Annotated in this window: 10 protein-coding genes; 4 read left to right on the forward strand and 6 right to left on the reverse strand. The window is 43.0% G+C overall.

Features of this window, described 5'->3' with window-relative positions; all coding sequences use genetic code 11:
- Positions 1-22: 22 nt before the first annotated feature.
- Positions 23-865 carry an MBL fold metallo-hydrolase gene (locus ACYX4W_RS16545; protein ID WP_474805734.1) on the forward strand — a complete coding sequence of 281 codons (843 nt, stop codon included), beginning with the start codon at positions 23-25 and terminating at the stop codon, positions 863-865.
- 35 nt (positions 866-900) lie between these two features.
- Positions 901-1917: a phospholipase A gene (locus ACYX4W_RS16550; protein WP_476073879.1), complete on the forward strand. Its 1017-nt coding sequence runs from the start codon at positions 901-903 to the stop codon at positions 1915-1917.
- 80 nt (positions 1918-1997) lie between these two features.
- On the opposite strand, the gene ACYX4W_RS16555 is transcribed toward ACYX4W_RS16550, so the two are convergent.
- From ACYX4W_RS16555 to guaB, 6 genes are all read right to left on the reverse strand, one after another.
- Positions 1998-2900, reverse strand: coding sequence for a histone deacetylase family protein (locus ACYX4W_RS16555; RefSeq protein WP_476073880.1), 903 nt, complete (start codon positions 2898-2900; stop codon positions 1998-2000).
- Positions 2901-3075: 175 nt separating this feature from the next.
- Entirely contained in the window at positions 3076-4698 is a 1623-nt protein-coding gene (locus tag ACYX4W_RS16560; RefSeq protein WP_476073881.1) for a methyl-accepting chemotaxis protein, read from the reverse strand.
- 118 nt (positions 4699-4816) lie between these two features.
- A complete protein-coding gene (locus tag ACYX4W_RS16565) occupies positions 4817-6637 on the reverse strand; it encodes a tetratricopeptide repeat protein (protein WP_476073882.1) in 1821 nt (606 codons plus the stop codon).
- A gap of 75 nt (positions 6638-6712) precedes the next feature.
- Entirely contained in the window at positions 6713-7720 is a 1008-nt protein-coding gene (locus ACYX4W_RS16570) for a hypothetical protein (RefSeq protein WP_476073883.1), read from the reverse strand.
- Between the two features lie 257 nt (positions 7721-7977).
- On the reverse strand, positions 7978-9555 hold the full coding sequence (guaA, locus tag ACYX4W_RS16575; RefSeq protein WP_476073884.1) for a glutamine-hydrolyzing GMP synthase: 1578 nt from the start codon (positions 9553-9555) through the stop codon (positions 7978-7980).
- A 70-nt stretch (positions 9556-9625) separates the two neighbouring features.
- Entirely contained in the window at positions 9626-11095 is a 1470-nt protein-coding gene (gene guaB / locus ACYX4W_RS16580) for an IMP dehydrogenase (protein WP_474805723.1), read from the reverse strand.
- 100 nt (positions 11096-11195) lie between these two features.
- Here guaB and xseA point away from each other — a divergent pair, with 100 nt between their 5' ends.
- Both xseA and ACYX4W_RS16590 read left to right on the forward strand, forming a co-directional pair.
- Positions 11196-12548 (forward strand): exodeoxyribonuclease VII large subunit, encoded by a 1353-nt coding sequence (xseA, locus tag ACYX4W_RS16585; protein WP_476073885.1) that lies wholly within the window; start codon positions 11196-11198, stop codon positions 12546-12548.
- 15 nt (positions 12549-12563) lie between these two features.
- Positions 12564-13727 (forward strand): hypothetical protein, encoded by a 1164-nt coding sequence (locus ACYX4W_RS16590; protein ID WP_476073886.1) that lies wholly within the window; start codon positions 12564-12566, stop codon positions 13725-13727.
- Positions 13728-13946 lie beyond the last annotated feature (219 nt).

Raw genomic sequence — 13946 nt, forward strand, 5'->3', positions numbered from 1 at the left:
TTAGATAAGTAGATGAGGGCGTATGCGGTTAACTTTTTATGGCGTAAGAGGGTCAATACCCACTCCGGGGGCAGCTTACGTTCGTTATGGTGGCAACACCGCATGCGTTCACATTGAGCTCGAGGATGGTACTGATATCATCTTCGACTCAGGCACAGGTATCCGTTTGCTTGGCGATCGGTTAATTAAGAAAACAACGCCAATTCACCTTTTGTTAAGTCACAACCATTGGGACCATATTCAAGGTTTTCCCTTTTTTGCGCCCATTTACCAAGAATCGCGCGAAATAAACATTTACCCAGGCCTTACCCAGCTCAACGAACCAGATCAAATTTTAAGGCAAATGGAAGGGTCATTATTCCCCGTCCCGAAAAGCGCGTTAAAGTCTTCCATAAGCCTTATTGAGTATCCCGCGACAGAGAATACATTTACCATTGAAAGTGCGACTATTACTCGCTTGGCCATGAATCATCCTGGCAGCGGAAGCGCCTACTGCATTGAGGCTGACGGTGCTAAGATCGCTTACATCACCGATAACGAGCTCTACCCTCCTTACAAAAAAGAAACAGATTTCATTGATTTTGCTAAATTTGCACAGGGTGCAGACCTTCTTATTCATGATGCACAGTACATGCTATCTGACATGCCGGCAAAAAATGGCTGGGGCCATTCGGTTGCAGAGGAAGCAGTAAAACTGGCCATGGCCAGTCATGTAAAACAATTAGCGTTATATAGTCATGATCCAGAACGCACTGATGACGATATAGATGATGTTGTAACCCACTGTAATGACTATGTCACAGTGGCAGAGTCTACTTTACACGTATTTGCATCTTCAGAAGGCCAAACGCTGGACTTCAGTTAAGCATAATAACAACCCCTTGCAACGGAGAATTAAAGGTGTCTGTGTTTAAGCCTTTTGTATTTTTGGCAGCGTTTGCTGCTTGTACACCTGTGTACGCACAACAATCACAAGAAGTGATGAGCGAACAAACTTCAGAACTCGACAATAGTGAACAACTTGACACTGTTGAAGACGAGAACGGTCAAACATCGCAAGATGAGAGCGGAATTGAAGTGATTAATATCATTAAACGTGATACCACTACAGAGAGTGCGCTCGATAATCGCTTAGAAGGTGATAAAGAAGCGCTAGACAATGTTTTTGCTATTACCCAGCACAGACAAAACTATTTACTTCCTATCACTTATGTTTCTAACCCTAATACATTCGGTGATGAAGAATTAACGGAAGAAAACATAGACAATAAAGAGGCTAAGTTTCAGGTAAGTGCCAAGCTACCACTGTACTTAGAAGATACTGGCTTCGACGGACTGTATTTTGGCTTTACGTTAACCTCTTTCTGGCAGCTTTATAACAATGAAGCATCGAAGCCCTTCCGCGAAACCAATTACGAACCGGAAGTCTTTTGGCAAGAAACTGCTGATTATTCGGTACTGGGCTACAAATTTAATACCTTCCAAGTCGGTTTTAATCATATGTCGAATGGACAAAGCGGCCTTCGCTCTCGAAGCTGGAATCGTCTTTTCGCATCAATAGTATTCAGTGACAACGACGATATTTACTACTTTAAGACTTGGTATCGTATTCCTGAAGATGAAAAAGCAGACCCGCTTGACCCGACAGGGGACGATAATCCAGATATTCAAGACTACTACGGCAGAATGGAATTTGGTTACGGCAGAAAAATTGGGGCTTTCAAAGTGCTTGCGTTGCTAAGGAACAACCTGGATTTTGACGAAAACAGAGGCAGCATTCAGCTAGACTTCACCTACCCTATTTCGGATCGCTATGAATTACTGCTGCAATACTTCAACGGCTATGGTGACTCTCTCATCGACTATAACCGTTCACAGGAACGCATTGGCCTTGGTTTTCAGCTGCACTTTTTGTAAAACAGATACTCATGCTTAAAAAAGCGCGCACTGCAAACATCCCGTTTGAGCGCGCTTTTTAAAATTGCCACTCGCCGCAGCTAATCAATTACACCCGCAGCACGATAAAGCTGGATATGCACATCCACCAGCGCAGAAATATCCCTTTGATACCCTCCACCAATGACCGCAGCGATTGGAACGCCTAAACGCTCAGCTAACGCAAAGACTTTCTTATCCCTTTCATAAACACCTTGAGTAGATATATGTAAGTGTCCTAGATCGTCGTTTACGTGCACATCAACGCCGGCGTCATAGATGATGGCGTCGGGTTGAAATTGTCTTGTTACCATGGTTAGCGCTTGCTCTAGCGTGGTTAAATACTCGTCGTCTTCGGTGCCCTTATCGAGCCCTATATCAATATCGGAACGCTGTTTTCTGTGCGGAAAGTTTTTCTCGCCGTGAATGGATAAGGTGAATATATCCCGATTGTTTTCGGCAAGTTTAGCGGTACCATCGCCTTGATGCACGTCTAGGTCGACAATGAGTACATTTTCAATAGAAGGGGTTTGCTGCATAGTTTTTGCCGCTAAATACAAATCGTTGAACAGACAAAAACCAGAACCAAAGTCCGAAAATGCATGATGATACCCACCTGTTAAATTCAAGGCTTTGCCATGCTCTAACGCAAGGCTTGCTGTTAAACAAGTGCCAGCAACGGCTGTTCGGGTACGGTTAATTAATTGCTGTGACCAAGGAAAGCCTATACGGCGCATGGCTTTTTTGTCTAGTGCGCCGGAAGTGAGCGCATCGACATAGTCCGAGTTGTAATAGGTCGTAAGAAAGGATAAATCGACAGGTGACGGAGTAATAAAGCGCGCTTTATCGACACCGCGTTTTACAAGTTCATCTCGAATACCCACATATTTTTCGATAGGAAAGCGGTGTCGCTCGGGAAGATCTAATTGGCTATAAATAGGGTGAAATACGAGTGGTGGTGTCATTATTATCTGTACTAGTTTATGGGAGCATGAAATCGGTATCAGTAAAAAGAAAAGGAGCGCGACTTGTTTATGCACTCCTTTATTCATGTTTCACGTTATACCAATCCGAATAGATAATTGCTCGCTGAGTAGGTTATTATCTTTGTGGACTAATACTAATACTGACAAAGCCCAGTTACCGGGTCAAACTGTTAACCACCTTTTCAACGTTTTCTGACATACTTTTCATTGAACGTGACATATCGTCACGCTGCGCAAGTTGATGGTATTTTTCAGATGATGTCACCACGTTGCTAATTATTGTTTCTACTTGCTGAAGTACAGCCTCTTGCTCGTCCGCCGCTTCGTTTAGCGCAACAACTACGCTCGCGGTTTCTTGAATATCTCTCACCACATTATTGAGGGTTTCGAGTGCCGTAGCTGCTTCTGCTGCGTTTGTGTCTGACAGCTGCTTGCCTGACGACATCGCCGCAACGGCCCCTTTTGCTTCAGCTTCAAAACTACTTAAAATGTCGTTAATTTCCTTGGTCGACTGCTGTGTTTTAGCTGCAAGTGCTCGAACCTCGTCGGCTACCACAGCAAAACCACGGCCATGCTCTCCTGCCCTAGCCGCTTCAATTGCTGCATTTAACGCTAACAGATTGGTTTGATCGGCAATTTCATTAATGACGTTCACCACTTTTAGAATATTGGTACTGCGGCTTTGCAGTTCTGACACAATATTACTAGATTCCGTTACCGTTTTAGCTAGCTGTTTAAAGCCTGCATTAGCACTTTCAAATGTGGCGTAACAGCTTGCTACGTTCTTTTCAGAATTATTGGTAGCTACAGCAACTTGGTCAGTAATAGCCACTAAATTTTGCACAATCTCTTTGAGTTTATCAGTGCTGCTATCAAGCGAATGCGACGCATCGCGCTGTCCATTGGCGCCCTCCATGATAGATTGGCCAACATTACCAAGGGTGCCAAACGCCTTTTCCATTTCTCGCTCTGCCTGTTGAAGCTGTGCAACAGAATCTTTCAGCTTGTATTGCAACGCGCGAGCGGAATCAGCCAACATTCCCAGTTCATGGTCACTTGAATATGTTAAGTCATAGTCATAACGGCTATTGGCCAAGTTCGATATGCACGCAGCAACCTGTTTTGTTGGTTTGATCACTTGAGAGCGCAAGCGAGCAACAACATACACGACTGAAAGTACAGACAATGCAATAGCGGCCAATAATATGATCCAAAGCATAGTGCGGGTATTGGCTTTAAGCTCTGCTATTGCATGGGCAGAATCTGCAGCAATTTCTGATGCAATGCTTGATAAAAGTTTAGCGGGCTCCCTATCAATACCGCGCACAAAGCTATCGCCAACTTTAGGGTCAAAGCCTGAGTTAACAAATGCGTTGTAGCCTTCTCGATATTTTTCGGCCATCACGGCATGCGCTTTTTTAAATTGTCTGATATCAGACTTCACGCTATCACTTACCACATCACTTGATAGCATTAGGTCGAACTGCCGAGTAATATCAGTTTCACGCTGCTTGAATCGTTCCCAGTATTTTTCTCTATCTTCTTTTTTGTGTCCGCGCAGCAAGACGTTCTTCCATTCTTGAACTTGTGTTTTGAACGTACTAAGCGTTGTATTGACGTCTCGCTCAGCTTGAACCAGCGTATTCTCTAGCTCATCAAATGCGCTAAGCAAAGAAAATGACTTTAGAATTGAAGCACCATTGAGTAATACAAGAATGAAAAGACTGGCGAGAACGGGCGTCATCACCAAACGACTGATGCTTGTGTAATTGAACACGGCTTAACCTTTAGTATAAGTTGAAGGAGGACGCCGCCATTAGATGATATTTTTATTACGATAAAGTTACGTTTTAAGTATGATAATACATACGGTAGTTACAACATTAATACCACAACTAATAACTAATTTCTTTTTCGTTTAGCCCTAGGTGAGCCTTCGCTTTACTGATGCCTTTGAAATGCTTTCCTTCATTCAACGCCAACTCAAAAAGAGTCTCGGCTCCCCTCGCCCCAGCGTCTCTATAAACGAGACCCATTCTATAAAATGTAGGGGCAGTATGCTTATTTCCCGTTTTCTTCAAAAGAAGGCTATAATATTTTAAAGCACTTTCTATCTCGCCTTTTTTGTAATGTGCCCACCCAAGGGTATCTAACAATATAGGGTATTTATCAAAATTATCCCTCTCTTCCATTGCTAAATCGATAGCTTTGTCGTGCTTGTTCAAAAACTCCGAATGAATCGCTGAGAGCTGATTTAAAATCAAAACATCTGAACTCAGGCTATAAGCCTCATTTAACACATCCAATGCTTGTTCAATTTTATCCAGCTTCAAATATATATTTGATAGTTGAAGTTTCCAGTCCACTCGCACGTTATCGTGTGCAACTAAGCGCTCATATTGGCTTTTCGCACTTTGAAAATCATTTTCTCGATAAGCTATCTCAGCAAGCTCTATTTTTGCTGATATTGCTATATCATCACCTGCATTAATAATGTTTTCATAAATCAATTTGGCAGAATCATCTCGACCTTTTTTTATAAAGCTTCTTGCATAAACCAATTGCTGTAAGCTCGAAAGTTTGCCTGGAGAGCTTTCTACTTGCTTTATAACTTGATCGTAGTAACCAAGCCTATAAAGCATGCTTATTTCGACTAAATCTAAAGACAAAAGACCAGATAAATTTTCTTTTGCATAGGGCAAGTCGGGAAAGTAGGTCGCAGCCGATGAAATAAAAGGAGCCTCGGAATTGTGTGAAAGTGCCAGCCTCAACAGGTTAAAAATAGGGTCTTGCTTTACGTTTTCACTTTTTATCAGCGAAAGCTGTGTTTTTCTGTTTTTATCAGGACTATTCAATATTAGTCCAACATATGCATCTGCGGAGGATGAATCAATTGCTATAGCTTTCGTGAAGTAACTAATGGACGCTTGCTTATCTTGCTCAATTTGTCCTATTACACCTAAGTTTAAATTGGCTAAAAAGTCGTTTTCATTTACTTCAAGTAATGAAGCATACATTCTTTTAGCATGGTCAATTTTATTAAGAGCAATATAAACAGATGATAATAACTGTAAAACTTTTGAATCATGAGAAAAATTCTTTTTCAGGGCTTCAAGTACGCTTCTAGCTTTTTCGTACTCACCTAAAATAACTAAAGCCCTCGAAAGCGATACAGCTATATCCCTGTTTGAGGCTTCATTAAGTAATGCTTTTGATAGAACACGCTCTGCTTGTAGCATGTGTCCTTGCCCCATGTATATTAAACCTAGGTTGTGCAAGGTGTTCGGCGTTAACTTACTTTCATCGATAAGCTGAATCGTTTGAAGCGCATAAAAATATCGCCGTTGGCTGAAATATACATTAAACACCGTTTCGGTTAGCCAATATTTGATATTTTCTTCGTCTGTTGGTAAATCTTTTAAATATTCTTGTACCTTTAAATAATCATTGGTCCCAACATAAGCTAACGCAATTAAGAGATTTGACAAGTAATCGTGAGGCGTTGTGTATGTCAGGCGCTTTGCTGCTGTTAAAGCCTCTTCAAACCTCTCTTTTTCCAACAGGGCAAGCGTCATACGATAGCGAGGCAGCTTACTTAAACGCTCAAACTCTTTTCTCTGTTCATCATAAACAAGATCCGACACCTGAATTGGTGCTGCGATTGCCCCTTTTGAAAATAAAAAAAATACTAAACAAAAAACAAAACTTAGTTTCATAATCCCTCCCTAGAATGAACTGACTTAAGATGACAAAAGCCAGTTCAACCAATATTTAACGCGAAAATTTTTACGCTATTTTTCTTTGCGTCCTCTTCTTAAAAACATGCACATAGATACGCCGAAAAGAGCAATTACCGGAGGAGCTGTAACTGGTGTACTGTCTGGAGGAGGAGCATTGAAGCCTGCTTCACCACTGACATAAAATCCAGCAAAAAAGATATTGTCATCCTGAGAAGCGTTTACAGTATCAACAACAATACTTGTATCCCCATCATTAATAAAAGTAGTAAGGTCGTAGTATTCTGAGTCATCTGAATAGCTAGGATTACCACTAAAAATCGAGTCCTCGAACCCTCCCACGGTTATAAGGTTGCCATTTGACAATGATGCGTCCGCCGAGTCGTCGTTGTTTCCAGCATTTGCTGTTAATAGCTGTCCATTGACGTTTACCGTTGAGCGCTGACTGCAACAGCTAAATGATATACCAAGAGACATTTCTGCAAAAAAACCTGCACTGGTTGGTGCTAACGGACTAGCGAAATTTATAGATGTACTATCACCAGTTACACTTGCAAACCCATCTAACAATCCAACCGAAGCATTTGGGAGCGCAGCGTTTTCATAAACGATAACTAGTGCTTCGCCGTCTATCTGATTTGTAAGTAAACCACTCTCAGAGACTGAAAAATCATATATTCCGCCAGGCCCTGATTCTATTGTGCTTTTTACTATGCTTGTTACATCTGAGCGATAAGACCTTAAATTACAGCACGCTGTCGCATTTGGTACTGCAGGTCCGAACGTTACTGAAGTCCCATCTAATTGAACTGTAGGTATTGCTGAGGAGGTGTTGGTCGCTGAGTATAAATAAGCTGCGAGAACTGTTGAACCAGATGGTACAGATGCTGAGATTATTCCAGACTCAGTGGTAGACCCAAATCCGTCAGTAGACAAGCCTACATTTCCCACAAAACTTTGAAAAGGCGATAATGCAGCCTGAGCGTAGTTTGCAAAAAAAATGATAAAAAAGGCGATAATTGCGCTACTGCTTCGATAAATACTTCCTGAATTATTTTTCATATATTTTCTCCATGAAATAGTAGATTACGAGCAGTGGGTTGATACTGTTTTGCCATAAAGCGAAAACGAACCAACTGTCAATCAAGCGATAGCATAATACATACCTAATCTTTTTTTACACGATAAAACATATACTTACCCAGCTTTAGATTAAAATTTGAACAGCCGTGTAAATTTCTTTGACACTAATACAAAAATGCCAGTCAACGACGCTGACTGGCATAGTATTAGATTTTGAAAAGTATACGATTTAGATACTACTCCCACTCAATCGTAGCAGGCGGTTTACCGGAAATATCGTAAACTACTCGGCTAATACCGTCGATTTCATTGATAATGCGGTTCGACACTTTGCCTAAGAAGTCGTATGGCAAGTGTGCCCAGTGAGCTGTCATAAAGTCGATGGTCTCTACTGCACGAAGGCTTACTACCCAGTCGTATTTACGCGCATCACCCATTACGCCAACCGAGCGCACTGGAAGAAATACGGTAAACGCTTGGCTTACTTTTTGGTACAAATCAGCTGCATATAGCTCTTCAATAAAAATAGCATCAGCACGACGTAGTAAGTCGCAATATTCTTTCTTAATTTCACCAAGTACACGAACACCTAGACCCGGTCCAGGGAACGGGTGACGATAAAGCATGTCGTACGGTAAACCTAGTTCTAGGCCGATTTTGCGGACTTCATCTTTAAATAGTTCACGCAGTGGCTCAACAAGACCCAGTTCCATATCTTCAGGAAGACCGCCCACGTTGTGGTGCGACTTAATTACGTGCGCCTTACCGGTTGCTGAACCCGCTGATTCAATCACGTCTGGGTAGATAGTACCCTGTGCTAGCCATTTAGCGTTCTCGAGCTTGCTCGCCTCTTCATCAAATACACGAACAAATTCATTACCGATAGCTTTACGCTTAAGCTCAGGGTCTTCAATGCCTTTCAAGCGGTCAAGGAAACGGCCTTCAGCATCGACACGGATAATGTTTAAACCAAAGTGGTCACCAAACATTTCCATAACCTGATCTGCTTCATTCAGGCGCAGTAATCCGTTATCTACAAATACACAGGTAAGATTTTTGCCAATAGCACGGTGAAGCAACATCGCCGTTACTGAAGAGTCTACACCGCCCGATAAACCTAAAATGACGCGCTCATCACCTACTTTTTCTTTAATACGTTCAATAGCGTCGTCGATAATCGCGCCAGCCGTCCAAAGCTTTTCACACTTACAGATATCCATTACAAAATGCGTAAGTAAACGCATACCTTGGCGCGTGTGAGTCACTTCTGGGTGGAATTGTACACCGTAGAATTGCTTTTCTTCGTTATACATTGCCGCATGTGGGCATGAAGCGGTTTGCGCAATGGTTTCAAAGCCTTCAGGAATAGCTGCTACTTTATCGCCATGGCTCATCCACACATCAAGAAGCGCCGCACCATTATCACCAATGGCATCTTCAATTTTATCTAGCAGAGGGCTTGGTTTAATCACTTCTACCTGTGCATAACCAAATTCACGCTTATCTGAGCCCAGTACGCCACCGCCCAACTGGTGCGCCATTGTTTGCATGCCATAGCACACGCCTAACACGGGCACGCCGGCTTCAAACACATACTCAGGTGCGCGTGGCGAGCCTTCTTCGGTCACTGACTCTGGGCCGCCAGACAAGATAATCCCTTGAGGGTTAAATTCGCGGATTTGCTCTTCGGTCACATCCCAAGCCCAAAGCTCGCAGTAAACGCCGATTTCGCGAACACGACGTGCTATCAACTGCGTGTATTGCGAGCCAAAATCCAAAATAAGTATGCGTTGGTCGTGGATATTTGTGGTCATGTTTTATTTTTACCCGTTAAATAAAAGAACAAAGGCTGGTGTATTACCAGCCTCGCAGTCGTCGGTCGCCTTAACCTAAACGGTAGTTTGGCGCTTCTTTGGTAATGCTTACATCGTGTACGTGGCTCTCACCCATTCCGGCTGAAGTTACGCGCACAAATTGTGCTTTGGTATTCATCTCTTCGATGGTAGCACAGCCTGTTAAGCCCATTGCCGAGCGAAGACCGCCCATTTGCTGGTGTATAATATTCGCAATAGGACCTTTATACGCTACGCGACCTTCAATACCCTCTGGTACTAGTTTTTCCGCGTTGTCAGAGTCTTGGAAGTAACGGTCTGATGAACCATGACTTTGATCCATAGCGCCTAGCGAACCCATGCCGCGATATGACTTGTAGTAACGGCCTTGGAAAAGCTCAACTTCCCCTGGCGCTTCTTCAGTACCCGCTAGCATGCTGCCAACCATTACGCAGCTTGCGCCAGCGGCCAACGCCTTAGCAATGTCACCAGAAAAACGAATACCGCCGTCAGCAATAACAGGGATATCTGTATCTTTTAATGCTTCTACTGCGTCAGATACCGCAGTAATTTGAGGTACACCACAACCGGTTACAATACGAGTAGTACAAATAGAACCAGGGCCAATGCCTACTTTAACTGCATCTACGCCCGCATCAGCTAGTGCTCTTGCACCATCGCCTGTTGCAACGTTACCTGCAATAATTTGTACATCAGGATAATCGGCGCGTACTTTCTTAACGCGATCAATAACGCCTTGCGAATGACCGTGAGAAGTGTCAATTAGCAGAACATCTACACCTGCATCAACAAGTAATGCGATACGCTCATCAGTGCCTGCACCAACGCTAACGGCAGCACCAACGCGAAGACGACCAAGCGAGTCTTTACACGCATTAGGCTTGTTTTCTGCTTTTTGGAAGTCTTTAACGGTGATAAGACCAGTAAGTTTGAACGCATCGTCCACTACGAGAATTTTTTCAATGCGGTGTTCGTGCATAAGGTCTAGCACAACATCAGAACTTGCGCCTTCTTTAACGGTAACCAGATCATCCTTACCGGTCATCACGTTGCTAATAGGTAGCTCTAGGCGCTTTTCGAAGCGAAGATCACGACCTGTCACAATACCAATAAGATTATTGTCTTTATCCGTTACAGGGAAACCAGAGTAGCCAAGGCGTTTAGAAAGTGAAATAACGTCACCAATAGTTGCGTCTTTGTCTACCGTTACAGGGTCAGATACTACGCCACTTTCGTATTTCTTAACTTCACGTACGTGTTTAGCTTGCTCTTCAGGCTTCATATTTTTGTGAATGAAACCAATACCACCTTCTTGGGCTAGCGCAATAGCTAGACGGGCTTCAGAAACCGTGTCCATGGCAGCTGACACCATTGGAATATTTAACGTTACGCCACGCGTAAGGCGTGTTTGTAAGTTGGCTGTATGAGGGAGGACGGTCGAGTGGCCGGGAACCAGCAACACATCGTCGAACGTCAGGGCTTCTTGGATGATACGTAGCATGCAACAACACCTATTCAGTTGAGGGTTAATTGCGGCGCAATTGTAGTGTTTTTTAGTTTTCAGGTAAACTCTAAATGTATTAAACCTAGTGATTTTTTTTATGTTTACAAATTCGCCATCTACGTCTCGACAAATTTTAACAGTTACCAAGCTAAATCGCTTAGCCAGAACCGTATTGGAAGGTGAAATTGGCCTTATCTGGCTGTCTGCTGAAATATCTAATTTCGTTGCGGCAGCATCAGGACATTGGTATTTCACGCTAAAGGACAACAAAGCCCAAGTGCGCGCGGCTATGTTTAAAGGCGCAAATCGCAACGTTCGTATTCGTCCTAAAGAAGGCGATAAAATATTAGTGCGCGCATCAGTAGGCCTTTATGAAGCACGCGGCGACTATCAACTTGTTGTTGAGCACATGGAAAGCGACGGTGAAGGTGCGCTTAAGCAAGCGTTTGAAGCTTTAAAGTTCAAACTTAATAATGAAGGCTTGTTCGATACGGCTAATAAGCGCCCGTTACCTGAGCGTATTAACCGCATCGGTGTAATAACTTCATCAAGTGGCGCTGCGCTTCACGATGTATTGAGTGTTTTAAAACGAAGAAGCCCACAAACCGAAGTCGTTGTTTACCCATCAATGGTTCAGGGTGAAACTGCACCACTACAGCTTATAAACGCACTGAGAACGGCTAACAGACGGGCCGAAGTCGATGTACTTTTGCTTACACGAGGCGGTGGTTCATTAGAAGACTTGTGGTGTTTTAATGACGAAAGCCTAGCAAGAGAAATTGCCGCCAGTTCCCTACCCATTGTTAGCGCCGTAGGGCACGAAGTAGATTTTACCATTAGTGACTTTGTAGCGGATGTGCGTGCCCCCACCCCTTCTGCTGCAGCCGAGATCTTAAGCCAAGACTCGACAGCTCTTAATCAAACCTTGCGTCAGCAAAAACAACGCTTAGCACGCGCAATACATCAATATCTTCAAGCTAGCAAACAGCAACTCGTTTTTAAGAAACAGCGGTTAAACGCTTTGCACCCACAGAGCCGTATACAGTCGCAGTGGCAAACGTTAGACCGGCTTCAGCTTCGGTTGACACATAAAATGCAAAGTGATTTGGCAAAAGCAGAAAAGCAACTGCATACGCTAGCGTCTAGATTAAGCCATCAATCACCATCGGCAAGTGTAGCGCGTGCAAAAGATAAACTTAACTACGCGAATACCAAGCTCATCTCAGGAATGAATGCACTTATAAAAAGCAAGAAAAGTGAACTTGGCAGTAAAGTGGGCCTCTTACAATCCGTAAGTCCTCTTTCAACACTAGCCCGTGGTTACAGCATTACGCTTACCGAAAAAGCAGCGATAAATAGCGTGGAAAAAGTTGAAATAGGTGATGAGATAAAAACACGAGTGACTGACGGTGAAATAACCAGTACAGTGACGAACATTCAGCGGCAATAGGCGGCTTTTAATATTATGCCCGTTAGTGCAAAAATCTTTTCATTTTACGCTTTTCAGCTGCGGGCTCGTGTGTTGTTTTGCAAACTATTTCAGGGCGTTGCTAAGCCAGTATCTACGCTGCCTCTTTGCTTGTTTATAGCAGTTTATTTTTCTAATCACGCTTGGGCAGCTTCAGTAAACCAAGGCGTTGCTGTTTTCTCTACCTACCCAAGCGAAGATTTACTTGAAACCTGCAATGAACAGCGAGAAACAAATAGCCTCAGACCTAATTTCGTAAGCGACAGCACTTTATGCCAAGAAGATGCTATTTCTCCAGAGAATTTTATCAAAGAGCTCAGTGAAACCAGAAAATTTGACAACCTCTTACCCTACGCTGAGGGGAATGACTACGAACTGCTTATCGCTAACGTCGGTGCTGCGCTGGGTTTGCACAAACAAAATGCGAAACAATTCGCGGAATTTACTCTACAGTGGCGGGGCATTGAAATTGATTCTTCAGCGTTTGATAGCGGTATAGAAACCAGTGATAGCAATGTTATTGAAAAGCAAAGCACCGAAAATGTTGCACGTTTACTGGTATCTCGCTGGCTTGAACACGTAAAGCATAAACAAATATTTACCAGCGAGTTCTTGTTTGATGCCCTTGAAGCAAGTAATTATAGTTCGGCGATGCAAGTTCCGGAAACCGTCGGTGACTTTACTAAACTAGACACACAGCTTTTTTCAGACCCATTTAGCGGTGCAATTACTCGTTATATACACCCAAACTTCGAAGACGCTTTGGTCGACGTGACCGTCTACCCATTTTTGGCGCAGCTTTCTTCAGAGGAAAGCGAGCTATTGCCACAGGAATTAGAAAGCGACTTAAAGAAAGCATCGGCTACAGCAGAATTACAGCACTTAATTCTATCTGAAGTCAGTCCAGCTTCTCCTTATGCAGTAAACGATAAGCTTTCTGGCTGGAGACTGGGTTTAAGTGCAAATTCAGAAACATCACCAACAATCTTCGCAACTACCTATGTATTCAGACAACAAGACAAGATAGTTAAAGTGTCTACCACCTTCCCTCCTGATTTCTCAGACACTATCGTCAATCAGCTCATCGTTAAGGTTGAAGTACCGCGAGAGTCTGAAATGATGAAAAAGGTTCGAACCCTGCTTTTGGAAGGTCAGCGCTAGGCTTTTTTCACTCTGTTACGTTTAGTAAACGATAAATTCCGTTTTGGTCTTTTTTCTATTTCACTATTAAGGATATAGACTTTTTGCTGTTCCTTAGGTTTGTATCTGTCAAACCAGTTGTATATTTGATTTTTTTGAAGTGGTGCGGTGCTTTTAAATAACTTTTCTACTGACAAAATGACGTCCAAATACAATTAATTACAGTGCGTTTTCCCTAAA

This window comes from Alteromonas sp. ABH4_454, assembly GCF_056311775.1.

Excerpts from the sequence above, each read along its gene's own strand:
- ACYX4W_RS16545 (WP_474805734.1), top strand. The coding sequence starts at position 23 with ATGCGGTTAACTTTTTATGGCGTAAGAGGGTCAATACCCACTCCGGGG.
- guaB (WP_474805723.1), bottom strand. The coding sequence starts at position 11,095 with ATGCTACGTATCATCCAAGAAGCCCTGACGTTCGACGATGTGTTGCTG.
- ACYX4W_RS16570 (WP_476073883.1), bottom strand. The coding sequence starts at position 7,720 with ATGAAAAATAATTCAGGAAGTATTTATCGAAGCAGTAGCGCAATTATC.
- ACYX4W_RS16565 (WP_476073882.1), bottom strand. The coding sequence starts at position 6,637 with ATGAAACTAAGTTTTGTTTTTTGTTTAGTATTTTTTTTATTTTCAAAA.
- ACYX4W_RS16590 (WP_476073886.1), top strand. The coding sequence starts at position 12,564 with ATGCCCGTTAGTGCAAAAATCTTTTCATTTTACGCTTTTCAGCTGCGG.
- guaA (WP_476073884.1), bottom strand. The coding sequence starts at position 9,555 with ATGACCACAAATATCCACGACCAACGCATACTTATTTTGGATTTTGGC.
- xseA (WP_476073885.1), top strand. The coding sequence starts at position 11,196 with ATGTTTACAAATTCGCCATCTACGTCTCGACAAATTTTAACAGTTACC.
- ACYX4W_RS16555 (WP_476073880.1), bottom strand. The coding sequence starts at position 2,900 with ATGACACCACCACTCGTATTTCACCCTATTTATAGCCAATTAGATCTT.